The sequence below is a fragment of the Microbacterium sp. genome, assembly GCF_043427715.1.
GTDB lineage: Bacteria > Actinomycetota > Actinomycetes > Actinomycetales > Microbacteriaceae > Microbacterium.
Genome location: NZ_JBHWTD010000040.1, coordinates 22,173 through 47,059, shown reverse-complemented (window position 1 = coordinate 47,059; position 24,887 = coordinate 22,173). Strand labels below are relative to the sequence as shown.

General features: G+C 66.1%; 16 protein-coding genes. 10 read left to right on the top strand and 6 right to left on the bottom strand.

The genetic code is table 11. The annotated features are described in order from the left end of the window. Positions 1-306: 306 nt before the first annotated feature. Positions 307-1,365: a glycosyltransferase gene (locus ACHFGS_RS04015; protein ID WP_394289164.1), complete on the bottom strand. Its 1,059-nt coding sequence runs from the start codon at positions 1,363-1,365 to the stop codon at positions 307-309. Then, entirely contained in the window at positions 1,362-2,456 is a 1,095-nt protein-coding gene (locus ACHFGS_RS04010) for a hypothetical protein (protein WP_394279007.1), read from the bottom strand. The genes ACHFGS_RS04015 and ACHFGS_RS04010 overlap by 4 nt, the downstream gene beginning before the upstream one ends. Before the next feature lie 255 nt (positions 2,457-2,711). Between ACHFGS_RS04010 and ACHFGS_RS04005 the strand changes: the two genes are divergently transcribed. From ACHFGS_RS04005 to ACHFGS_RS03985, 5 genes are all read left to right on the top strand, one after another. Next, entirely contained in the window at positions 2,712-3,752 is a 1,041-nt protein-coding gene (locus ACHFGS_RS04005; RefSeq protein WP_394279006.1) for a glycosyltransferase family 61 protein, read from the top strand. Between the two features lie 280 nt (positions 3,753-4,032). Then, positions 4,033-7,167, top strand: coding sequence for a glycosyltransferase (locus tag ACHFGS_RS04000; protein ID WP_394279005.1), 3,135 nt, complete (start codon positions 4,033-4,035; stop codon positions 7,165-7,167). 271 nt (positions 7,168-7,438) lie between these two features. Next, positions 7,439-7,735: a transposase gene (locus ACHFGS_RS03995; protein WP_394279003.1), complete on the top strand. Its 297-nt coding sequence runs from the start codon at positions 7,439-7,441 to the stop codon at positions 7,733-7,735. Positions 7,736-7,769: 34 nt separating this feature from the next. After that, entirely contained in the window at positions 7,770-7,967 is a 198-nt protein-coding gene (locus tag ACHFGS_RS03990) for an IS3 family transposase (protein WP_394279002.1), read from the top strand. A gap of 198 nt (positions 7,968-8,165) precedes the next feature. Next, positions 8,166-8,492, top strand: coding sequence for a transposase (locus ACHFGS_RS03985; protein ID WP_394279009.1), 327 nt, complete (start codon positions 8,166-8,168; stop codon positions 8,490-8,492). A gap of 302 nt (positions 8,493-8,794) precedes the next feature. Here ACHFGS_RS03985 and ACHFGS_RS03980 read toward each other — a convergent pair whose 3' ends face one another. Genes ACHFGS_RS03980 through ACHFGS_RS03970 form a run of 3 tightly spaced genes read right to left on the bottom strand, consistent with a single transcriptional unit; the run spans position 8,795 to position 14,382 of the window. Beyond that, complete coding sequence (locus tag ACHFGS_RS03980) at positions 8,795-11,173, bottom strand: glycosyltransferase (protein ID WP_394279001.1); 2,379 nt, start codon at positions 11,171-11,173, stop codon at positions 8,795-8,797. A gap of 37 nt (positions 11,174-11,210) precedes the next feature. Beyond that, a complete protein-coding gene (locus ACHFGS_RS03975) occupies positions 11,211-13,490 on the bottom strand; it encodes a glycosyltransferase (RefSeq protein ID WP_394279000.1) in 2,280 nt (759 codons plus the stop codon). A 28-nt stretch (positions 13,491-13,518) separates the two neighbouring features. Continuing rightward, positions 13,519-14,382, bottom strand: a complete 864-nt coding sequence (locus tag ACHFGS_RS03970) for a hypothetical protein (protein ID WP_394278999.1) — start codon at positions 14,380-14,382, stop codon at positions 13,519-13,521. Positions 14,383-14,611: 229 nt separating this feature from the next. Here ACHFGS_RS03970 and ACHFGS_RS03965 point away from each other — a divergent pair, with 229 nt between their 5' ends. The 3 genes from ACHFGS_RS03965 to ACHFGS_RS03955 all read left to right on the top strand — a co-directional run bounded on the left by ACHFGS_RS03965 (position 14,612) and on the right by ACHFGS_RS03955 (position 18,445). Further along, the gene (locus ACHFGS_RS03965; RefSeq protein WP_394278998.1) at positions 14,612-15,661 is read left to right on the top strand and encodes a polysaccharide pyruvyl transferase family protein; all 1,050 of its coding nucleotides are present in this window, start codon (positions 14,612-14,614) and stop codon (positions 15,659-15,661) included. A 116-nt stretch (positions 15,662-15,777) separates the two neighbouring features. After that, positions 15,778-16,629 carry an ABC transporter permease gene (locus ACHFGS_RS03960; RefSeq protein ID WP_394278997.1) on the top strand — a complete coding sequence of 284 codons (852 nt, stop codon included), beginning with the start codon at positions 15,778-15,780 and terminating at the stop codon, positions 16,627-16,629. Positions 16,630-16,675: 46 nt separating this feature from the next. Next, positions 16,676-18,445: an ATP-binding cassette domain-containing protein gene (locus ACHFGS_RS03955; protein ID WP_394278996.1), complete on the top strand. Its 1,770-nt coding sequence runs from the start codon at positions 16,676-16,678 to the stop codon at positions 18,443-18,445. 33 nt (positions 18,446-18,478) lie between these two features. On the opposite strand, the gene ACHFGS_RS03950 is transcribed toward ACHFGS_RS03955, so the two are convergent. Continuing rightward, positions 18,479-20,812: a glycosyltransferase gene (locus tag ACHFGS_RS03950; protein ID WP_394289163.1), complete on the bottom strand. Its 2,334-nt coding sequence runs from the start codon at positions 20,810-20,812 to the stop codon at positions 18,479-18,481. 243 nt (positions 20,813-21,055) lie between these two features. Between ACHFGS_RS03950 and ACHFGS_RS03945 the strand changes: the two genes are divergently transcribed. Together ACHFGS_RS03945 and ACHFGS_RS03940 are read left to right on the top strand one after the other, a co-directional pair. After that, a complete protein-coding gene (locus tag ACHFGS_RS03945) occupies positions 21,056-22,966 on the top strand; it encodes a hypothetical protein (RefSeq protein ID WP_394289162.1) in 1,911 nt (636 codons plus the stop codon). Between the two features lie 63 nt (positions 22,967-23,029). Continuing rightward, positions 23,030-24,796, top strand: coding sequence for a DUF4012 domain-containing protein (locus tag ACHFGS_RS03940; protein ID WP_394278994.1), 1,767 nt, complete (start codon positions 23,030-23,032; stop codon positions 24,794-24,796). Positions 24,797-24,887: the final 91 nt, after the last annotated feature.

Here is a 24,887-nt window from a genome sequence, read left to right as displayed (position 1 = left end):
GTCGGCGCCCACGACTGGGCGCGCACCGCCGCCGTCGTCTCCGACACCCTCCAGCTCGCGCTCCGCGCCTGACCCGCGGTCCCCGAGCCCCGAGCTTGCAGATCCCCGAGCTTGTCGATCCCCGAGCTTGTCGAGGGGTCGCACACCCTCGCGTCGCACCCCTCAGCGCATCGCGCACGGGGCCGCCCCGCTGGTTGCGGGGTCGCTCGTGGCGACCTCCCGCGGGCTGAGCCCGCCACAACTGCCCCCGCAACTCTCCGCTCCCGAGCCCTTCCCCGATCCCCGAGCTTGTCGAGGGGTCGCACCCTACCCCGCCAGCCCCCGCACAAACGCCCACAGCGCGTCGGTCTTCGCCTCCCACGACTCCGCCGCCGCCCGGGCCACCCCTGCGGTGTTCGGCGACGTGAACGCCAGCGCCCGCTCGAGCGCGCGCGCCGCGGCATCCGGATCGTCGTAGGCGAACAGGCCGGCGCTCTCCTCCGACCGGATGCCGGGGGTCTCGCGGGAGACGACGGCGAGGCCGGCGGCGAGATACTCGTACCGCTTCATGGGGCTGCGCCCGGCGTTGAGCGGATCGTCGGAGAGGGGCAGCAGTCCGACGCGGGCGCTCTGCAGCAGTGCCGGCAGCCGGTCGTACGGGACGGCGCCGAGCAGCTCGACGTTCCCGGGCAGCGCGACCGCCGGCGCAGCGGCAGGCCCCGCCACGACGAATCGCACGTCGGCGTGCGCGCGCGCCCAAGCATCCAGCTGGGCCCAGTCGAAGCGCTTGTCGAGCGCTCCGACGTAGACGCACACCGCCGGCCGCGCCGCAGCCGAGCCCGCGAACCGCGCCGCATCCACTCCGTTCTCGAGCACCAGTCCAGGGATCGTCAGCGGGCCGAGCCCGCGCAGCACTTCGGTCGAGGTGGCGAGCATGCCGTCTGCGGCGGCGACGACGCGGCGCTGCAGGTCGGCTTTGACACCGGCGGGGTAGAGGTCGGTGGGGCGGTACACGAGGCGCGGTGAGAGGCCACGCACCGAGTCGTCCCACAGCAGGGGCTGGTCGATCAGCACCGCGTCGAAAGCGGGGCGGATGCCGTGACGCGTCAGCTCGCGCGCGACGCGGAACCGCCCGTACGGGCGCGGGAGCAGCGTGCGCGGGATGAGGTGCGTCACCCCGTCGGTGTCGCGATGCGGGCCGCGGGGGAGTGCGGCGGCAGCGGCGCGGCTCACCCGGCCGGTCGCGCGGTGCGCGGGCGAGAGCGGCGTCGACAGGTGCACGACCTCGGCGCCGCCGCGCGCGAGGGTGCGGGCGTAGTGGTGGCTGCCGACGCGGAAGGGTCCGAACGCGTGGGTGTGCGAGAGGAAGAGGATGCGGTCACTCATGCCCGCGCGGCCCGGATCGTCTCGCGTACCTCGGCCTCGATGTCAGCCAGCCGGCGGTCGGCGTCGCGGACGCGCTCCCGCATCTCGGATGTGCGATCGAGTTGCGCCTCGAGGAAGTCGCGCATGTCGGCCGCGTCGCTGCCGGCTGCGTCGCGCGTGAACCCGGTGTACCCAATGGTCGCGAACGCGTCGGCGATCTTGCGGGTGGGCGCGGGCACGAGTTCGACGGGCACGGCGCCGGCGAGGGCGGCGAGCACGAGCACGTGCATCCGGTCGGAGATGACCAGCCGCGCGCTCACGTACCGTTCGCGCAGCAGGGCCTCTTGGGCGACGGGGTCGCGATCGCCCCAAGGTTCGAACTGTCCGCCGAGGGCGTCGGCGAGCTCGCGCGATCGGTCTTCGTCTTCGCGCACCTGCACGACGGTGCGGATGCGCAGGTGCGCTGCAGCCGCGGTCTGCCGCACCGCGTCGACCCACGCGGCGTCGGGGTGAGGGCGCGCGCCGCGCAGGCTCACGATGAGCTCGTCGCGCTCGTCGGCGGGCTTGCCGTCGGTGACGCCGGCGCCGAACCCGATGTCGGGCGCGAGGCGCCCGCCGCGCGCGAGAGCGGCGCTCTCGGCGTCACGCCAGAGCGCGACCTGCGACAGCAGCGCTGCGCGCGCGTGCAGCCACAGTGAGGGATCGCTCGGTGCACGGATGCCGCGGGGCGGCCGCACGACGACGCCGCCCTTGAGGCGCACGATCACGGTCTCGGCGAGGAAGACCAGTTCGCGGAGGCCATTGCCACGGTCAAGGGGCACTTCTCCGGCTTCGAACACGAGGACGGGGTGCCGCGGCGCCGTCGCGATGAGCCAGAGCCACCGCGCGACGCTGCGCTTGCTGCGTAGCACGCGCGTGCCGGTCGGCACGCCGAGCTGCCGCAGCCACGCGTCAGGCGCGTCACCGACATACGCCACGACCTCGTCGGAGGTGCCAAGCGCCCACTCGAGCGTGCCCCTGCGAATGAGCGCGTCGCCGAGGTTGCCTGCCGGTCCGGTCAATGCGACGAAGGTCGCCGAGTTGCTCGGCAACGGAGACGGCTCATGCGGCATGGCTAGAGGCTACTGTCCTCGGCGGTGCCATCGCGGAAGTTGGCTTCTCGCGAAGCTGGGCCACTGGGGCCCGCGTGTGGGTCGGGACAGATCTTTGATACTCGCACTCTGAGCTTGGTAGCAGAGATGGAGACGAGCGCCTGCCCGCCTGGTGCCGCGGCTCGGCGGGTCCACTTACCTGGCAAGACGCGTTACGCTTCTGCACGGGCGGAGATCGTCTTAGATCCCCGCGGACTGGACGGATGGTTGGTTCCCATGATCTCCGATGTAGCGGGTCTGACTACGTGGGGCAAGCAGGATTTCCCTCTCATCGACGACGCAGATGTCGCGCAGGTGAAGCTCGAGGATCCCTATTGCTCTCAAGCCGACAGTGGACGGATCTTCTGGGACCTGCCTTCTCCCCGGGCGTACATCCGGGGAGCGGTATACACGCGCGACAATGAGCTGGTAGCGGCTTCTCAGAGGCGTGGTGGGATCGCCTCCGACGTAGTGCTCACGGTCAATCCGTTACGTCTGACGCGCGAGGAGCGCGAGTTGGCGTCTGGCCAGATGGTGCAAGGCGATTGGTTGTACGTCGGCAACTGGATGCACGTCTTCGGGCATTTCCTCGTGGAGACCTTGCCTGCTCTGTGGCCAGCATTCGAACCTGGGGGTGAACACTTCGATGGTGTGTGCGCTCACCGGTTTAATGTGCGCGAGCGCTTCGCATGGCAAGATGAACTCATCCGTTTGGCTGTAGGCGACCTGGCAATACGCATCATCGACGAGACGCCGATGCGGTTCCAGTCACTTGCGGTCGGAAGACGGTTGTATGACTACCCGCAGAGGATCTCGTCTCGGGCCAATCGTGTCTGGGACGCAGTCGCTAATTCAACCGGTGTGGAAAATGAGGCGCGAGACCGGGTCTTTCTCAGCCGGAGCTCAATGGCGGCTCGTGGTCAGGACCCGAGGTCGATGACGAACGCTCCAGCCGTCGACAACGTCTTTGCGGAGCACGGATTCGAGGTGATCCACCCGGAAGAGATCCCCATCCGGAAGCAAGTCGCTATTGCGCGCGATGCGCGCATCCTGGCTGGCGCAGCGGGATCGGCGCTCCACCTTGCGGCATTTTCGCGCGCGGCCCGAGTTGTCGAGCTTGGTGATGCGCGCACGCAGCGGTCGATCGTTCCCACACAACGCGCAATAGCCTCCGTCAAGAACCAGGAAGTGGCGCACATTCAGTACCGGTCAGACGGGAAGGGTGGGCTGGACATCGGGCACCTGGAGGACTGTCTCAACGCTCTCGGTCTGACCTGACGTACGCACGATAGGCCTGACCGTCATGCGACACTGACGTCACCCTGCAGCAATGAACTCCGCTTCATCGCGCTGATAGCCACCGTGGGTTGTGTGCGCACCGGACGCTAACAGACATCAATGGCAAGCTGGCGGCCAGCCGTCCCATAAGCTTTCTTTCATGCGTGTCAACGAACTTCTAGCCCGACTCGGACTCAGGCGCGTAGGTGTCTCCCGATCCTCGGGGAACAGGGCTGAGCGACTGGAATCCACGCTAGCGAGACTGCGAGAAGCGTCGGAGGTGGACCGTCAGCAGATTCGCGAGCTCACGAAACAACTGCAGGTTAGCCGCGCGAACTCGGCTCGTCACAGGCAAGAGCTGCGTGAGATTCGTGGAGAGAAGACCGTTCATCCGCAGCGGCAGGAGCATGAACACGCCGCCGCTCTTCTCGCGTCGGGCATCTTCGACGCGGAGTATTATTCCGCGACTGCAGGCAAAGCGGAGATACGTGACCATGACGCCGCTCTTCACTATGTGAGATACGGCTTTAGCGCTCAACTCAATCCGCATCCGCTGATCGAGTTCGACTACATCCCTCCCGCGCTCCGCGATAAGTTGCGCAAGGGGGACATCTCGGCGTTCCTGGCGTACCTAAACTCGGATGATGCCGCGACTCGCGCGTGGGGTCCCCTCTTCGACCCCAGGTCCGCGGGTGTGACGCTTGGGAAGAACGCAGTACAGTTGCTTCGTTCGATGCGACCTGAGGATTCGCTTCCCGTTCCGGCTGGTTATCTCGGACCAGTCCCGACGCTCAAATCCGCCCGCGAACAAGCACTTGCTCACGCTGCGATGTTCAACTCTCAGCGAGGTCGTGAGCATCACGCGCGTCCGCATTGGAACGTAGCGCGCGAGCAAACCTTCCGTGATAGTGCAAGTGCTGTGGAAGCTGGCCCGCTTGTTTCTGTGGTCATGCCCACATGGAATCGCGAAGACACCGTTGCCGCTGCGATCGAGTCGGTTAGACTGCAGCGCTACCCGGACTGGGAGCTCATAGTCGCGGACGACGGGTCAACTGACCGAACCGCGGAGATCGTCCGCGAGATCGCCGAGTCCGACCCTCGAGTCCGTCTGCTCGAGCGGGAGCATCAAGGGGTTTCGGCCGCGCGCAACGCGGCACTCATGGCGGCGCGAGGTGAGTTTGTTGCCTTCCTTGATGCGGACAACACGTGGAGACCAGATTTCTTATCGTTGAGCGTCGGAACACTCATCGGTGACCCCACGATCGTCGGTACTCACGCAGGAATGCGTGTCTTCGGGGAGGGAAAGGAGGACGTCTTCCGAGGGGAGGATGTGAGCGCGACGGATCTGCTGTTCGGCAACTCGATCGACATGAACACCTTCATCGCGCGCCGTGCCAGCATCGATGCTGTCGGCCACTTCGACGAAGCGCTCAAACGCTGGGTGGACTACGACCTCATCATGCGCCTGTCCGCACTGGGCGCGTTCCGGTACCTGCCCTTCATCGGCTGCGACTACGTGGACAATCCCCGACCTGATCGGATCACCAGCCGCGAGTCATCCAACTGGCAGTTCGTCGTCATGGCAAAGCAGGCGACGGATTGGCGGGCCGCGCAAGCGCAGCTTTCATCTAGGGTGCCCGGTCGGGTTGGCGTCGTAGTGATCGCGTATCAAGACCACTCGCGCACTATGCGAGCTGTCAACCGAGTGCTCGAAACCACCGAAGGTGCAGACGTCGAGGTTGTGATTGTCGACAACGGTTCGCGCTCGGCTGTTGGACGCGTGCTGTCTGCTCGCTTCGCGTCGCACCCTCGCGTGAAGTATCTGCGTCTGGCGCGCAATCTCAACTTCGCTACCGGATCCAACGTCGGCTTCGCGAACACCACCGGCGAGTATGTGATGTTCCTCAACAACGACACGTCTGTCAAGGACGGGTGGCTCGAGCCGCTCTTGGACCGCCTGACGACGAGTACGGCCATGGGGGTCCAGCCGCTCCTTCTCTACCCCAACGGCAATATTCAGACAGCCGGGACGATCTTCAACGCACGAAACGGTCTCGCTACTCACTTCCTGCATGAGCATCCCCCACAGGACGCTTATCGCCATCATGGAAAGGGCTTCAGCGCCATCACCGGTGGCGCCATGCTGCTGCGGGCTGCTGACTTCGCTCGTTTGCGGGGCTTCGATCCCATTTATGCGAATGGATTTGAGGACGTGGACTTCTGCCTTCGCGCGGGTGAGGCTTCGGGTGCGACGTTCGAAGTCGAACACCGTTCGCAGGTTGTGCACGAGGAAAGCAAGTCGCCGGGGCGGTTCGATCGCGAGACTATCAATCAAGTGATTTTCCGTGAGCGCTGGGGAGACAAAGTCCCTGAGCCGCAAGCTCAGCAATACTCCGATCTGGGATTCTCGTGGGAACACATGCGATCAACGCAGTTCCCTCGGCCTATACTCAGTCGTCCGCCGCGGTCTGTTTCGATCGAGGGCCGAGGAGAGACTCCGTCGTTCCGGTGGGCGATCCGGATCGGGGCGAACGGCATTCAGGACCGATGGGGCGATGTCCCGTATGCAGACGACCTCGGCGCGGCGCTCACCAGCTTGGGACAAGAAGTGGTCATCACTCGCCACGGCGCGCACAACCAGTCCAGTGCCCATCTTACGGACGTGACGCTGACAGTCAGGGGCGCGGAGCCGGCCGCGCCACAGGCCGGGCGAATCAACATCCTGTGGGTGATCAGTCGGTCCGAGAGGGTCACTGTTGAAGAGGTGCGAGGGTACGACGCGGTCTTCGCGGCGTCGCCCAAATGGGCGGCGTGGATGTCCGAGCAGAGCGGAAGGCCGATCGATGTCCTGCTTCAGGCAACAGCGCCCGAGCGATTCCACCCCGGAATCGCTCCTGCGTCGCAAGCGGAGGATGTCCTATTCGTCGGCGGGCCTCGGCTCAACGAGGGCGGCCGCCCCATCGTGAATGCCGCGCTCGATGCGGGATTCGCGGTGGGATTGTGGGGCGGAAAATGGGACGAGGCCGCTCCTCCAGAGCTGTATCGAGGAAGCTTCTTGCCCTTCGATGAGGCAGCGTCGCACTACCGAGCTGCCGCCGTAGTGCTCAACGATCACATGGAGTCGATGCGAGAGTGGGGTTTCATCAACAACCGCACTTTCGACGCCATCGCGGCCGGCGTGCCCGTGGTCTCCGATCGTCTCGTCGGGCTCGAATTGTTTGGCGATGCTGTGCGCGCCGTCGACGATGCGGCAGGGGTCGTTGATGCTTTGCGGGATCGTTCCTGGGTTCCGGCGCCCTCTGACATGCTCGCAATTTCGGAACGCATCCGTCAGGAACACAGCTTTGTGCGCCGCGCCGAAGTGCTGCTGGACCGGGCGGTGGCGCTCGCTCCGAGGCTGCTTGTGCGACCATGACGACCGATTTGCCTGAGAAGGCTGTTCGAGTGGTTGCGGTCGGCGCATACGAGCGTGACAACTTTGGTGATCTCCTTTACCTGGAGCTCATGCGCGCCCACGCGGGCGAGGGCTTGGCCATACAGTTGGCGGCGCCCATCAAGTCGGAGTCGTCTGAACCCTTCGGCCGCACCGTTCCTGCCGCGGCGCTGCTCCTCGCTCAAGGGGAGCCTGACCCCGTTTCCCGGACACCTGAGTTGAGGCGATGACCGTCTCGGAAGGAGTCTGTGAGATGCCTGCTGCCCACCCGCCGGAGTTCCGGCGTCGAGCTCTGGATTTGGTTGCCCAGGGCAATCCTGTCGGCCAAACCGCCCTTGATCTCGGGATCAGCGAGTCCTGCCTGCGGAACTGGATGAACCGCGACGCGGTCGACTCCGGTCGCAAGGCCGGTGTCACGACAGACGAGCACAAGGAGCTCGTCGAGCTGCGCCGCCGCAACCGGGCGCTGGAGATGGAGATCGAGATACTCAAGCGCGCCAGCGCATACTTCGCCCGGGAGAACGTGCGCCCAAAACAGGGTTCCGGCTGATCCAGGAGCTCGCCGCTGACGGGATCCCGTCGCGGTGGCCTGCCGGTTCCTGAACGTCTCGACCTCGGGCTACTACGAGTGGGTGAGCCGGCCACCATCGCCGCGAGCGGTCGCGGATGCGGCGTTGAGGACGACGATCCGACGCATCCACGCCGACTCCCGCGAGACCTATGGTGCTCCGCGCGTGCTCGCCGAGCTGCGCCTCGGTCTCGGCGTTCACGTCGGCCATTAACGCGTCGCCCGGTTGATGCGACTGGACGGTCTGGTCGGGGTCTCGCACCGTCGGAAGCGACGCGGGTGGAAGCCGGACACGGCGACGCACAAGGACCTCGTGAAGCGGCAGTTCCGCGCCGACGCGCCGAATCGGCTCTGGTTCTGCGACATCACGCAGCACCGCGCGAGAGACGGATGAGTCTCCTGCGCCGCCGTCATCGACGCGTACTCACGCCGCATCGTCGGCTGGTCGATTTCCGATCGCATCACCGCGGAGATCGTCGTCAACGCGCTCGAGATGGCGCGCTGGCGACGCCGTCCCGAGCCCGGCACGGTCGTTCACGCGGACCGCGGAGCGCCATACACCTCGTGGCTCTTCGGGCACCGGCTCCGCCAGGCCGGTCTGCTCGGATCGATGGGCAGAGTCGCCTCCAGCGTCGATAACGCGCTCATCGAGAGCTTCTGGTCGACGATGCAACGCGAGCTCCTGGACCGCACGAGCTGGGACTCCAGGACGCAGCTCGCGTCGGCCATGTTCGAGTGAATCGAAGGGTTCTATAACCCCCGCCGCCGGCACACCTCGCTCGGCGACCTCAGCCCCGCAGACTACGAAGCCCTTTACACCGCCGCAGAAATCGCGGCATGATCAACACACAAGTACCGTCCGGGAAACCGGGTCAGGCTCCGAGTGCTGAGATGTTGGATGAGGTGATCAGCGAACAGCGGCCGGATGTCATCATCTGCCAGACCGTCGAGCGCTTCATGACATCAGTGCCGTCGGCTTGAGTCCCGTTGGGTTTTCCACCTCACATTGACGGTGCCGAGATGTCGCGCAGAGGTCTGAGCTCATCGCTGGAACAGACGATGCTTGAGCGTCTGAGCAAGCGGTCGGAGTGCCGGGACTCGCTCTAGGAGCCGGTTCGCGGTCGGCCGGAGTACTTCCGCCAGCGACGTGATGCCCGACTCGCCGCTCGTGCTCTGGTCGGCAGCTGTGACCGTTGCGGTAGGCAGGCTGCAAGTGGCATTAGACGGCGCTTGCGTGAAGTCTTCAGCGAATTCGATCGCGAGGTCGATGAGCTGCTGCGCGTCAGCCGTCGTCGGATCTGGCGAGTGGTCATGATGCAGCTCACCGGCGAAGAGTCCTCGGTAGTAAGGGGTGAGATCCTGTGATCGCACACGCTCAGCTGCCGCAAGCGATCCTGAGGAGAGCTCTTCGTAGCGGTGCGGATCGGAGACCAGCGTCACGATCGCTGCCGCCAGGGCAGCGGCATCCCGTTGTGGAGTGGTGACGACGCCCTCGTTTCCGTCGAGGAGCTCGAGCCAGGGCAGTTCGTACATGGCGACAGGGAGGCCGTGGGATTGGGCTTCGGGCAGCGTGAGCGGATGTCCTTCGATGACGCTCGTGTTCACGAAGACGTCAGCGGAATCGATGGCTGCCTGCAAATCCCCGCCGGTGAGCAAGCCCGTGATCTCCACCTGAGACTCGAGTCCTGCGCGCGCGACACGTGTCTCCAGGTCGCTGCCTGAAAGGTCGTTCCAGTCCGGGCCGACGATCCGGAGGCGGAAGTCGACGCCCCTTCCGGCCAGTTCGCTCGCAACCGCGATCAGCTCGGACGGTCGCTTGGTCCTCTCCTCGAGGCGTCCCCACCAGATCAGCTCCGCGCGGCGCCCGCGCGGAGCGGTCCGAGGCGAGGACCGGCGAGCTTGCGCCACGAAGATGTCCGAGGGCGGGTTCGGGAGGAAGACGGTGCGCGGCATCCCCTGAAGCTTCCAGAAGGCGACATCGAGTCGGGACAGCACGACGAAGATCGCCAGTGCGGGGACGTGGCGCGCCTGGAAGGCCAAGCGCTTCAAGCCCAGCAGCACCGGCCGGAGTGCGAAGTTGTGCGCCCAACCGATTGTGGCGATGCCTTCGGCGCGTGCCGCGAGCGCGTAGATCGGCCATGTCCTCGAGTAGAGGATGGTGTGGTCGATCACCACGTCGACGTCACGCGTCCGGCAGACGTCGACGAACTCCGCAAGCTGATCGGCAAGACCGCCTGGAGAGAGTTCGATGTACTCCGCGGCCGGGAGATCGACGCCCTCCGCCGCAGGCTCGTGGGCGACGATGGTCACTCGATACCCGGCTGTAGACAGAATTCGGGCCTGCGCGAGGAGCACACCCGACACCCCGCCCGTCCGGAGCGCGCTCGTGGTGAGGAGGACGCTGCGGACCGTGCGTGATCCGAGGTCGACGCGTCCGGTCCGCGCGGCAAGGAGGTCCAGACTCGACGGAAAGTGACGCGAGACCGCCCGCACGATGTCAGGGAATGGCGCAAGCGTCCTCAGGTGGCTGAAGGCCTGCTCGACGAGATCGTCCGGGGTGTGCTGAGCCACATACGACGTGGTGTACCCGACGATGAATTCCCTGACCGATCGGTACGCGGCCTCGACCGCATCGCAGCCCTCGCCGTCGACCGCGAGATCCGCGACGGTGGACCCGATCGAGTCGATCGACGCGATGCCACTCGCATAGAACGTGATCTGCTCGAGCGTGCGCAGCTTGTGGCCGCTGCTGCCCTGGCCGAAGTGATAGCGGTACAGGCGGTCGGGGATCGACGCGAAGCGCTTCGCCGAGGCCGCAGCGAGGAACATGATCGGAAGGTCGTTGACGCGGGGGAGGGCCAGATCCTCGGGGACCCGCTGATACACCTCCCGCAGGAGGCCTGTCCGGAAGAGGTAGCGCCACAACTGCCCCTGCGCCGCCTCACCGATGGGGAAGAGGCCCCGGAGGACCTCGTCTCCCTCGAGCCACGTCTGGCGCGGCTGCAGGCGGGACTCGAATCGTCCCCCCGTCGAGCCGTCGAGCCGGACGACATCGACGCCGAACTGCAGCAGATCGGTGTTCTGCGACCTTGCATGCTCGAGCGCCGTCGCGGCCGCTCCGGGAGCCAGCTCGTCGTCTCCATCGAGAAAGAGGACGTAGTCCGCACGCGCGGCCATGACCCCTGCGCGTCGCGCCTGCAGTGCCGAAGCGTTGGTCGGCTGACGCAGGAGGGAGATCCGGGGGTCGTCCCGGACGTGCTCCTGCACGATGCGCGCCGTGTCGTCTGTCGAGGCGTCGTCGACGACGATGATCTCGATCTCACCGAGCGTCTGGGCGATGCAGCTCGAGAGGGCGTTCGCGATGCGCTCTGCATCGTTGAAAGCGGGGATGACGATCGAGACGAGAGGTGTCGCGTTCATTCGGCGGTGCGCCCTTTCGGAGCAATGGAGGTGCGGCTCACCGCAGGAGCGCACGCTTCGTGCGCTGCGCCACGGGTCGCAGCCACGGCGCAAGCGACAGCAGTCGGTGAGCCGTGGGGGTGAGTCTCCGCTCCAGGCGCCCTCGCACCGACGCAGGCGGTCGCCGTCGCGTCGTGGCGGTAGCGGGCGTCTGACGCGGCGCGCGGTTCTCTGCGAAGAAGAGGAGCAGGTCCAGGACCTGACGCGCGTCGTCGAGGGTGGGCGCCGGCGATAGTTCCGCGGGGAGCGATCCGGTCAGCAGCTTCGCGTAGAGATCGCCGAAGTCTGCGGATGCCGCGCGCCGGGCTGCGGCGAGCGCGGCATCCGACATCGCCTCGTATCGCTCGCCGTCGGCGGCGAGGTCGGTGATCGCGACGGCAAGGCCCCGAGCATCCCCCTGGGGAACCGTGACGACGCCGGCGTTGTCGTCAAGCAGAGAGAGCCATGGCAGGTCGTACATGGCGATCGGGAGACCCCTGGACTGCGCCTCCGGCAGCGTCAGTGGGTACCCCTCGATGATGCTCGTGTTGACGAAGACGTCCGCGGCATCGATGGCTGCGAGGAGGTCGTCACCGCGGCGGGGACCGACAGCCTCGACGAGTCCGGAAAGGCCGCGCTCGTCGGCGAGCGCGTTGAGTCGGTCGCGGGACATGTCGGTCCAATCCGGCCCGACGATGCGCAGGCGGAAATCCGTGCCGAGCGCCTTGAGGTGGGCAGCGACCTCGATGAGCTCGCTCACCTTCTTCGTGTGCTCCTCGAGTCTTCCCCACCAGATCAGCTGCACGGGTCCGCGCGGCCGCGTCCGTGCGGCGGCGTCGTCCGGCGTGTCGAGCAGCATGGGCGACGGGGGATTGGGGAGGTAAGCCACGTGGTCGATCCCACGGAGCTTCCAGAAGGCGACGTCAAGCGGCGAGAGCACGATGAGCTGCGTCAGCGCGCCGAGGTGCTGTTGCAGCAGAGTGTGGAGGTCGTTGCCGTTATACGTCGGGCGGCCGGCGAAATTGTGGATCCAGCCGATCGTGGCGGCTCCGAGCGCGCGCGCTGTCAATGCGTACGCCGGCCAATCGCGCGAGTACAGGATGCGGTGGTCGATGACCGTGTCGACGGCGTGGCGCTCGCAGATCCCCGCCCACTGAATCAGCCTGTCCCGAGGTGTTGTCGCCGTGATGTGCTCGACGGTCACGCCGGCGGGCGCCGCCGCCGGGTCGCTGCCGGCACGGTGTGTCGCGATGGTGACTCGGTGACCGGCATCCGCCAGGAATCTCGCCTGCGTCAGAAGGACGCCCGACACGCCGCCGGTGGTCAGGACGTTCGTCGTGAGCAGGATGCTGCGTGACGGGGATCGGTCCAACTCCACCCGGGTCCCGTGCTGCGCGAGCGCCGGTAGGAACTCCCGAGCGAACTCGGACGCGGCGAGCACCAGGTCCAGTGCCGTTGCTCGGCCTTCGATGAGGCGGAGCGCCTCTGTCGCATCGCCGTCCAGCAGGAGTAGGCGGATCGCCTCGGCGATGAGGGCGAGTCGCATCGCCTCGAACCCCTCGAGCAGAGGTTCGGGGTTCGGTACATCCCGAGCGCGCTGGCGGACGAGGTGGCCGACGCCTGTGAAGGCGTCGAGGGCATCCAGTCTGGATCCTGCTCGCGTGCGGAAGTCACGGCGTTCGTTCACGGTGGGCGTTGCAGCCAGGCCGGGGATGAGGATCCGCGTCGCTCGTGTCGCGTGCGCCGCCGCGAGGAAAACCGCAGCGGGAACAACGTCGACCTGCGCCGCGACGGCCGCGTCGGCACACGCTTTCCGAAGGAGCACGGTGCGAAGCAGGAACAGCGTCCCGGCCGGCGGGAGGGGGTCGCTCTCGGGGAAGACGTGGCGCATGATGTCCTCGTCGACCATGACGGCAGGGAGTTCTCGCGCTGCCGACTCGTCGAGGATCACGACGAGGTCGGCACCGGCCGTGCGGCCGGCATCGGAAGCGGCTCGCAGGGCGTCGGCCGGGAGTATGTCGCCCGCGCGGGCCAGGAGCGCCATGGGGGCACTGGCCTCGCGGAGTCCCCGCGCATGCGCGGAGTGCGTCGCGGAGCCCGTCGATGACGTCACGACTCGCACGCGCGGGTCGGCGTCCCGCGCGCGGATGGTGCTGCCGGCGTCGACCTCGGCAGCATCCACCACCCACAGGATTTCCAGCTCGCGGAGCGTCTGATCGGTGCACGACCTCAGCGTCGCCTCCGCCAGGACGGCGTCCGTGGCGGGAATGACGACGGAGACGAGGGGGGCAGGCTGCATCAGCGGTCCAGAGTCGTTGGTCGCGAAATCATCGGATCACCGAGTTGACGGCATCCCGGTAGAGGTCACGGTACATCGAGGCGACCACATTGGGTGCGCGGTCGTCGAGGCGCGGGTCATGAGTGGGGATGGCGCCGTTCAGCGAGGCGACGGCGTCCTCCAAGCGGGCGATGGTGAGGCGGCCGGGGTGCGTCCGCACCCACTCCGCCCCGATCTCGGCAGCCAGAGCGGCGGTCGCCGGAGTCTCCTCGACGAGCACAGGACGACCGAGCGACACCGCCAAGAGCAGCGTTGCGTGCGACTCGAGCGTCTCGGGCGCCGCGATGACGACGAACTCGCTCGCGGTGATCTCGGCCACACGCTCGGCGTCCGAGAGGCTCTCGTCACGGATGACCACGCGCTCGCCGGAGCGCCCCGCGCTGCGAGCGAACGACGCCGCGAGCGGTGCGGGCGCCCGGCCGACGATCCGGAGCGAGGACCCGGGGATGTCGGCCGCAGCGAACACCTTGACGGGCGCCTCGTAGGCGGCATCCAACGTCGCGGGAGCGACCATGACGGCACGGCCCGCGATGGCCCGGGCGCGCGGATAACCGAGGAAGCGATCCCGCAGGTGGCTGTGGGGAATGACGCGCGTCCTGCTGGCATCCGGTGTGGATTGGTGGCCGTCCCGCGCGATGAACGCGGTCGTCACGCGGTCCAGCACCTGCTCAGCGGGTGATCGAACACCCTGGCCGACGAGTGTCTGGACGAGCGCGATGCGTCGGCGCTGCACGTGCACGGCGAACGCCGTCGCCCGCCGCAGACGCTCAGCTGCCGCTGTTCGCGGTCCCCCGATGACGGCATCCGGGGAGATGAGGTGCACGACGTCCACGTCGCGCGGGTCGCGGATCACCGTTTGAAAATCGAAGGATGCGCCCAGAGGGGCACCGCCGCCTGCGTCGTCGCCGATCAATTGGTCGACGTGCGCGACCCCGTGTGCCGGAGGCCTGCCTGAGACGAGCACGCGCGTGTTCGCCGCGGCGGGTGAGGTCGTTGCGGCCTGGCTTCGACGCGATCGACGCGCGCCCAGCTGGCGGGGCTTGGGCGCAAACAACACGCGACAAAGAATAGACTGCCGCTCAGTGAACACGAAAGCGACGCAGAACGTCTTCGCGCACCTCGCGGGCCAGGACGACAACCTCGGAGACTCCGCGCTTCGGATCGCGTACCTCGACGCGCTTCGAGGTTCGGGACGCCACCTGCACGTCTTCATCGGCACACCGACGACGGACTACGGAGCCGGATTCCCGAAAGCGCCGGACATCACCTACTACGTGCACCGCGCGGAGTGGGTGAATGCTGAGAAGGCCTCGGTTCGCCCCGTGCACGCTTTCAACGCTGGCGAGATCAACCCGCGCCCGGGGATATTCCCGGTGCCGCGACGTGCCGCAGAGTGCGCTCGAGTGTTGCGCTCCGGTGGGGCCCTGATCGTCTCAGGTATCGGTGTGAAAGATGTCGGCAAGCTCGGGCAGGTGACGTTCGACGCGGCATTTCGGAGCGCGTCGGTATTCTCCTGGCGCGATCAAGGCTCGCGCGACGCCGCAGGGTTCGGGGAGTTCGCCCCCGACTGGGCATATTCTCTCGGGGCCCCCGTCGACGAGTGGACTCCGCGTTCTGCCCGTAACCTGCTGGCCGTGACGATGAGATTCGACCGTCCATGGCCAGGTGATGCATGGCTGGCCGACCTCAAACGACTCTCGGCGACCACGGGCACGAAGATCGTGACGCTCGCGCAGGTCGCGCGGGACGCGCCCCGCGCCGTTCGGCTCGCCGAGGCAGTCGGTGGCGAGTACATCGTGCCGGCGAGTATGCGACACGACGACCTGGACGTTGTTGCACGCTCGATCTACAGCAGGTCTCTCGCCGTCGTCAGCGACCGTGCTCACGGACTCATCATCGGGGCCACAGAAGGGGCGTTTCCCATCGGTTCTGGAAGCGACCCGCAGAAGATCGGTCGTCTCCTCACTGCGGCGGGGCTTGGGGGCCTCGTGGGCAGGTACGAGGAACTCGCAGAGTTCACAGACCGGTTCTCGGAACATTTGGACAGCTTGGGCCCGTCGATCTCTGCAGCGCGCGCGGACGTCGCTCACCTGACGAGGACGATTCGCGCCGCGATGGACGCAGTCGCCTGATCGGATGCCGCACGTGACACGGTCGGGGCGTTGCCAGATGGGGCGGGTATCATCACGCGAGTGTGCGCCACGAGTCGCGCCGTCGGTCGGATCAACGAGAGGTGGTGACATCCGGCATGGCATCACGCCTTGAAGCGCCCGCAGAGGGACTTCTCCTCGTCGGACGACGACCGCCTCTCGGGGAGTATCTCGCCGAGGCGTGGCGCCGCCGCCGGTTCGCAGCCACGCTCGCGAGCCACCGGCTCATCGGATCGTTGCTCCAGAACCGGCTTGGCGTGCTTTGGATCGTCCTCAAGCCACTGTTTACCGCCACGATCTACGGCGCGATCTTCGGCGTCATCATCTCTGGAGCGGCACGACCTGACGACTGGGTCCCGTACCTGATCGTTGGCGTCTTCGTCTTCGAATTCTTCACGGGATGCTTCGGGAACGGCGCGCGAGCGATCACCGGCAACGCGAAGCTCGTCCAGAGCTTCGGCTTTCCACGAATCCTTCTGCCGCTCGCGGTGGTCATCGAACAGACACTCCGGTTGATCCCGATCATCCTCTTGCTCGGAGTGCTCCTCCTCGTGTTCGGTGTGCCGATCACCTGGTCGTGGCTTCTCGTCGTTCCGATTCTCGCGATGATGGCGCTCTTCAACTTCGGGGTCGCGCTCATCGTCGCTCGTCTGTCGGTGTGGGCTCGAGACGTGCAGCAATTCATTCCCACCGTGACGCGCATCCTCTTCTATGCGAGCAGCATCTTCTTCCAGGTCGATGTGATCTTCGCGGACAACCCGGTGCTGCTGACCATCGCGCACCTCATTCCCACCTACGACTTCATCGCGCTCGTTCGCGACGCGATGATGGTCGGGCACCCGGCGCCCTTGCTGGCCGTTGTCGCGGCTCCCGTCTGGGCCCTGTCCATGTTCGCATTCGGCGTTGTCTACTTCTGGAAAGCGGAGGCGAAGTATGGCCTCAGCGACTGACCTGCTCCTCCCGAGCGCTGAACAGCGCGGCTCAGATGCGCGCCCGATGATCATCGCCGATAACGCGCATGTCTCGTACCGAGTGTTCGCGTCGGGCAAGCGCATGTCCTCTCGCGATACGTTGCTCAGCGCGCGTGCGCTGCGCGGCGGGCGCGGTCAGGTGACTGTCCCTGCCGTTCGCGGCGTCACGTTCACGGCATCCGAGGGCGAAACGATCGGCGTCGTTGGCCATAACGGGTCGGGAAAGTCGACCCTGTTCCGCGCCATGAGCGGATTGATCCCAACTTCGGAGGGTGCGATCTGGGCCGCGGACCGCCCGGTGCTGCTCGGCGTCAACGCTGCGCTCGTGCCCGAGCTCTCAGGTGAGAACAACATCAAGCTCGGCCTCCTCGCTATGGGATTCTCGCCTGAGGAGGCGGCCGCGCAAGTCGGTTCGATCGCAGATTTCGCGGAGCTGAACGAGTTCCTCTATCACCCGATGCGCACATATTCATCGGGCATGGGAGCTCGCCTGAGGTTTGCGATCGCGTCTGCGAGAGCGCACTCGATTCTCTTGATCGACGAGGCGCTCGCCGTCGGAGATCGGCGTTTCAAGCTGAAGAGCGAGCAACGCATCCGCGAGCTACGCGAGAACGCTGGCCTCGTGATGATCGTTAGTCATTCGGCCGGCTCGCTTCGAGACACGTGCGATCGAGTCCTCTGGATCCACAAGGGGGAGTTGCGCGCGGACGGCGATGCCAAGGAAGTCATCGCCGACTACGTGCGCTGGACCAAACAGCCGGGTGGTGGCGCAGTCGGCGCAGCGGTCGCCGCCAAGCCGTCGCAGAAACTTCCCGCGGGCAAGCCCACCGCCAGCGAGTCGCGCCCCGTGATCGCGGGAGGGGCGGAGGGTTCGCCGGTCGCCACTTCCGGGCGGTCAAACAATGACGCGCCCTCCCTGCTTGAAGAGTTCCTAGCGACTGCGACGGTCGACGTCGTGAGCCCACGAGTCCTGTCGCGAGCCGCGCTTCGACGGGACGACTATCGTCGGTCGGTTCAGCGGCAGCATCGACGCCGCATCATCGCGCTCGCGATCACGGGTGCGGTGATCCTCATCGCCGCCGCGGCCGGGGCGGCGATCGCCTTCCTCACCGCGATTCCAGCCTCACCCGCAGGAGCGCCAGTGAGTCAATCCTTGGGAGAGGACACGGCGCCGGGAGGAGACGAAGTCCCGGTGTCGAATGTGGCAGGCGATCCCGCGTCGGATGTTGTCGCCGAGTTCGCGTCCGCCCAGCCGGTGGCGTCATGCACATCAGAATCCGGCGAGGAGGCCGTCGAGCTTTCCTGGACGGTGGTGGGTGCGAGTGTGGTCGCCCTCGGCGGAGCGGCAGTCGAAGTCGACGCGATCGAGCAGCCCCTGTATGCCGAGGTCCCTGTAGCGACGGATTCCTTCGTCGTTGCGTACCCCTGTTCCGAGCAGACCTGGACCTACACGCTTACCGCGGAGATGCCTGGCGGCGATCGTGTGAGCGACACGCTTCAAGTCTCTCGTGATCTGGCGGCTCAAGCCCCTTCGGTCGACGCACCTCCATCCTCACGGGCGAGCGAGGCGCCGAGCCCGGACGAGTCCATCCCCAGCCCCGCCCCGTCAGTTCCGGCGTCGTCACCGACACCGGCACCGGCACCGACACCGGCACCGAGTGAGCCGACCACCTCGCCGACACCTCCCGCAGACCCGACGCCTTCGCCCACGGAGGCTCCGGAAGTCGAGGATCCCGAACCTACCCCGACGATCGACATCACCCTGCCGATCGATCCGATCGCACCGACCTCCTGACCACCTGGTGGCGGTGGGATCGTGCCCGCATACTCAGGTGAGGCCGAGGGCCTTCTTGGCTCGGTGGATAAGCGGTCGCAACCCCGGGAGGCGCTTCGCCACGGCTCGCCCGAGGGGCGCGAGTGACCGCCATACCCTGCCGACCCGGGCGGACGGCGGGCGACGAGAGCGAGAACCTGTCTGAGCGCGTTCGGCGAAGGAGACGATCAAGCCGAGGAGAGCCCCAGCGTCGTTGATCGTCGCCTTCGGGGTGAACGACACCGGGAGGGTGTCCTCGACCAGATCGCGGTACAAGCCGGGAAGGTCCCGCCTCAGTACGCGTTCGGAAGCCGCGAGGGACGCATTCGAGAGTTCGGTGTACCGTGACGGATTCGAGGCGAGCGTTGCAATCTCAGCGGCGATTGCGTCGGCATCGCCTTGTGGTACCGCGATGATGCCCTCGTTGTCCTGCACAAGGTCCAGCCAGGGCAGCTCGTACATCACGACCGGAAGGCCGCGAGACTGTGCCTCGGCGATCGTGAGTTGGTATCCCTCGATGACGCTTGTTGAGACAAAGAGGTGGGCGGCGTCGATGGCGTCGATCAGCGCTTGCCCGCGTCGTGGTCCGATCGCGACAACGCGCTCAGCGACCCCATACTGGCGTGCGCGCGCATTGAACTTCGCTGCCGTGACGTCATCCCAGTCCGGTCCGATGACGGTGAGGTGGTACTCGACGGACAGTCGATCCAACGCGGCGCCAACGCTGATGAGGTCGTAGACCTGCTTCGTCCGCTGCTCGAGCCTTCCCCACCACACGAGTTCGATTCGATCCGGCGAGAAGGGCTTTGGTGTACGCGGCGCCGGGGCTGAAAGCATCAATGGTGACGGCGGGTTGGGGAGCCATACGGCGTGGTCGATCCCGCGGAGAGAGAAATACGCGGCGTCGAGCCTTGAGAGCGTGACCAGTTTCGAGAGCAGGCTTGAGCAACGCTCGATGAGCGACAATCTGTCGTTGCCGACGAGGATCGGCCGAGCGACGGAGTTATGGAGCCACCCGATCGTCGCCGCGCCTTCTCCACGGGCGACGAGAGCGAACTGCGGCCAGTCCGACGTGTAGAGAATCTGATGGTCGATGACGAGGTCGATGTCGTTGGATCCGCAGATCCGCTGCCACTCTTGCAGCTTCCCGCTGAGCTCGCGGTCTCGAAGCTCGAGAAATGTGGTCCCGGGCGGGAGTGGAGAGGCATCACCACCGGGTGTGCGGGCAATCACGACGACTCGATATCCAGCTTCGCTCAGAAAGCGAGTCTGGGCTGCGATGACCGCCGATACGCCGCCTGTTCGCAGCGTGCCAGTGACGAGCGCGATGGTGCGAACGCTGCGACTCCCGTCCTGCAAACGCGGGCTGTGGAGTCGCAAGGAGGAGAGGAGCTGCGGGTAGAACCTGGTGATCGCTCGGATGATGTCCGACTCGTTGGCGACAGAACGGAGGTGTTCGAGTGCCGCACCGAGCACCGCGCTCGTGCTGTGCTCGATCAGTTGCGACGCGACATAGCCGATGATGGACGCTCGAGCTGACTCGTATGCGGCGCTCACCGCGGCGGGATGCGCATGCCCAGCCGCGATCTTCTGGACGGCCGGGCTGATGCTGTCGATCGCCGTGATCGCGGACGTGTAGAACTGTGCGCGCGTCAGGCTGTCGACAACGTGACCACTGCCGCCGCGGCCGAAGTGGTAACGGTAGAGCTTCGAGTCGATGGACGCGTACGACGTCGCAATGCACGACACAACGAACAGTAATGGAAGGTCATTCACCCGGGGGAGGACAAGTTCGCCGGGCAGGCATGCCACGGCACGTCGCAAGACCTCTGTCCGGTACAGATGTCGCCACAGCTGTCCCTGAGCTGGCCTGCCGATCGGGAAGAGGCCTCGAACGACGTCGACGCCTGAGAGACGTTGATGGCGTGGGCGAAGCCGCGACTCGTACGCGCCGCCGGTGCGACCGTCAGGCTCAACGACAGTCACCGCGAACCCGAGGATGTCGACTCCAGCGGCGTCGGCCGCAGCGACGGCGGTAGCTGCGGCATGCGTGCGGAGCTCGTCATCTCCGTCAAGGAAGAGGACATGCGGGGCGCGAGCGGCGAGAATTCCCGTCCGACGTGACTGAAACGCAGACATGTTGACGTCGTGGCGGATGAGCTTCACGCGTTGATCGGTGGCTGCGATCCGCTCGATGGCAGCCACGGTGCCGTCCGTGGATGCATCGTCGACGCAGATCACTTCGATCGCATCGAGCGTTTGCGAGAGGCAACTCTCAACCGCGGCCTCGATCGTCGATTCGTCGTTGAAGACCGGTATCACGATGGACACCCGTGGCGCAGCAATCATCGATGTGAGTGTATCCGGGGCTGCGGGCCGCCCAGTTCGTCATGGCTCGATCGATCTGTGAGGATGGTCAGACTCGATCCGGGGGATATTGCGATGAACGATAGACGTCGAGCGCTGCACGTTGGCGGCGGAGCCCTGATCGTGGCGGTCGCTGTAGCGGTGGGCGCATGGGTGGTCACGGCCGGCGGGGATGACGGGTCAGCGGCAGCCCCACCTTCGCCTTCGCCGTCGCCTTCGCCTTCGTTGACTCCTGAGCCGGCGGCGCTCCCGGACTCGGTTCCAATCCACGCGGAACTCGACGGGTGGGATGCGGCCCCGACGACCGTCATCGCTCGGGTCACGCCGCAAGTCGGCGACGCCGCGGACGGCACGGTGTCGGCATACGTCGAGGCGCCCGTCGTCGACACGCCGACGGTGGCGCTGTCGACAGAGGTCACGCTGGCGGCGGGTGTGGTCTACGAGTTCTCCGCGCAGGTTCGCTCTGCGTCAGCGCGTACCGAGACCGTCTCTGCCTCTTTCGACATTGCCGGCACGCGCGTTGCTCTCCCCGAGCTGGATGCCAACTGGGCCGAAGTATCCGCCACAGTCGAGGTTCCGGCCGACGCGGACTCGACGGCCGTTCGGCTCGTCGTCGATGCTCCCGTCGATTCCTTGTCCGTCGATGCAGTGTCCCTCAGTGAAGCCGGCGGCGAGAATCTCGTCTCGAACCCATCCTTCGAGTCGGCGCCGGGCCGGGGCGTCATCGTCAACCGATCCCTCATCCTGAGCGTTGATCGCCCCGCGCTCGCGGTCCGCGGTGCGGGCGACACGGCGTGGCGCGCAGAGGACCTTGCGGGGAATCCGATTGCGACCGGATCGGCGACGCTCGCCGGCGAGGTGGATATCCTGCCGCTCACAGGGCTTGGCGCTGGGTACTACCGGGTCACGGTCGCGGATGCCAACGGCGCGGAGACGGCAGCGTTGTTGGGCGTTGTCGACTTCGACGGGCAGACGATCCCCGCAGACCAGCGATTCGGCGTCGGCCTTCACGTCGAAGGCGACCTCTACAACGATTCGGCAGACCTCGCGGCCTCTCTCGGCATTGGTCTCGCGCGCAATGACATTCTCTGGCGATGGAATGAGACAACACGAGGTCGCTACGACTGGGCTGATCATTACTCCGAGAACTTCGACCGGCTTCACGCTCGCGGCATCCATCTCCTCGGCATCGTCAATTACGGCAACAAGCTGTACGGAAGCGGGAAGGCACCCGAAACGCCAGAGGCGATCGCGGCATATGGGCGGTACGCCGCAGCGATCGCCGAACGCTTCGATCTCATCGGGCTCGAGGTGTTCAACGAGTTCAACCAGGAGCGATTCAACGACACCCTCTGCGGCACAGACCCCGCGTGCTATGTGCCCCTCCTTCGGGCGGTTCACGACGAGGTTGGCGCGGTCGACCCCGACTTGCCTATCGTCGCTGGATCGACGGCTCGGTATGACGCTGACTGGTTCGACGGCCTGTGGCAGGCCGGCGGACTCGAGTACGCCGATGTGACCAGCTTCCATCCCTACGAGGTATCGGGAGATCCCGATTCCCTCGCCGAGATCATGACAGAGGCGAATCGCAGTATGCGGGAGAACGGCGGTGACACGCGCCCGATTTGGATCACAGAACTCGGCACGTCGTCGAAGACCGGCGGGAAGACGCTTTCGCAGCAAGCCGATTACCTCGTCCGGACGTCCGTCACGGCGCTCGCTTCTGGCGCAGAGCGATTCTTCTGGTACGACCTCATCAACGATGACCCGGACCGGACAGTCCACGAAGGCAATTTCGGGATGTACTTCCAGCGGAGGACGGGCGTTCCGGCCCTGCAGCCGAAGCCGGTGGGCTACGCGCAAGCGGTCATGGTCTCTCAGCTGGCGGGTCGTGACTTCACCCGAACCGAGGTGCTCGGCACAAGCGTCATCCGACATCGTTTCGGGGGCGACGAAAGCGCGCTGAGCGTTATGTGGTCGCAGGGTGACCCTGCAGTGGTCGAGGTCTCCAGCGACGACCCCGTGACCGTCGTGGACATGAACGGCATGACGGAGACCATCGATCCGGTGGACGGGCGCGTCGAGATCTCTGTTGACTCGAGGCCTCTCTTCGTCGCGACGACAGAGCGGGAATGACCGTCGGGCGCCGCTGATTGACTGATGCTCGGCCCTCTGCCCCCGCGACGTAAGATCGACGTCATGCCCCACGAGACCCGCCGGTCTGCTCGGGAGGCGGCAGCAGCTGCTTCATCCGAGGAGAGACTTTCCGACTCTCAGCCATCGCAGGAGAAGCGGAAGCTCGTCCGCAGAGTTCTGCTCGCCGTTCTCGCTCTGCTTCTCGTGATGGCTGTCTGGTTGGTCGTCAAGGTCTTCGTCGCGAAGGAGTCGCTTGAGGCGGCGCAGGAGGCGGTGCGCTCATTGCAGGGCGGCGGCGAGACCCGGGACGCTGTGCAAGAGCTCGCAGACCACGCAGCGACTGCATCCGGGGCGACGGCAGACCCGATCTGGATGGCGGCGGAATTCCTCCCGGCGGTCGGCGACAATTTCCGGGGCGTTCGGCTGGCGGCAGAGACCCTCGACGTCATGGCGAACGACGTGGCCGTTCCCGTCCTGTCGGACTCCGGGGGCGGAGAGAGCGGTCTCTTGGCACGTGCGTTGGCGGCGCTGGAGAGCGCGGCTCCGCGCATCTCAGAACTGTCCGGTGACGTGCGAGCGATTTCCGCGTCGCCCAGCCTCATCGGCCCCGTGAAGTCTGGGGTCGGCCAGGTTTCGGAAGTGATGGAGCTCGCGGAGCCGGTGTTCGACGTGCTCCCACAGCTGCTGGGAGGCGAGGGAGAGCGAAACTACCTCCTGGTCTTCCAGAACAACGCCGAGGCGCTTCCGCTCGGCGGCAGCTCCGCGTCGCAGACGCTGATCACGGCCGACAACGGGGCGCTGGAGATCTCGGCGCAGGCGAACTCCGGTTCCTTCGTAGAAGGACAATTCGTCGATCTCGAGATTCCCACTTCCGCAAAGGCTCTCTACGGGGACCGTTACGGAAGCTACATCAACCTCGCACCGTCCCAGCCGGACTGGCCGGGGGTCGCCCGGATGATCGAAGCCTTCTGGAACCGGGACATCGACGACACCCGCATCGACGGGGTGATCTCCGTCGACCCTGTAGCTCTGGAGCGGGTGCTCCTGGCCACCGGTCCTATCGAGGTGGACGGGGTCAGGCTGGATGAGTCGAACGCCGTCAAGATCCTGCTCAGTGATGTCTACAGGTGGTGGGACCCGTATACCGACCCCGATCTGAAGTCGGACAAGTTCTTCGCCGGGGTGGCCGACGCCGTCTTCGGGCGGATCGCGTCCGGGGACTTCGACATCAAGGACATGGTGTGGGCGGTATCGGAGAGCATCGAGTCTGGGAGCGTCATGGCGTGGCTGAGAGAACCCGAAGCGCAGCGGGTAGTTGAGGCATCCGGTCGACTGTCTGGGGTCCTTCCCTCCGACAATTCATCCTCAACCGTTGCGGGGGTCTACTTCAGGAACGTTTCGGCTTCGAAGATCGACTACTACCTCGACACCGCGGTGGATGCCACGCTGACCTGCGCGAACGGTGTTGCCGAGTTGACAGCGACGGCGACCCTCACGCTGGACATCACTCAGGCGGAGGCTGACGCGCTGCCGCGATACGTTCAAAGTCGCCGCATGAAAGGTGAGGTCTTCGGGACGCAAGTGTTCATGTATGCGCCCCCCGGGATGGAGGTTGTGAGCACCGAAACCAGCGGCGACGCGTCCCCGTTCCGCCAAGGCCACGTCGACCTCGGGCGCCAGGTGTCACCGTTCCAGATGCGGTTGGTGCCGGAGGGTTCCGCTACCGTCACGACGACGTTCCGGGGCGACGGGGATTTCGGCGACCTCGACGTGTGGACGACTCCGATGATTCGAGCGACGGAGGTCTCCCTCTCCGACACGTGCGGCTGAGCGGGGCGTGCAGCCTCCCGGAATTCGTTTGGTACGCTCCATGGGTCCGGTGCATCGAGCATTGTCGCGGTCGCCGGGAGTTCGCTGGGGG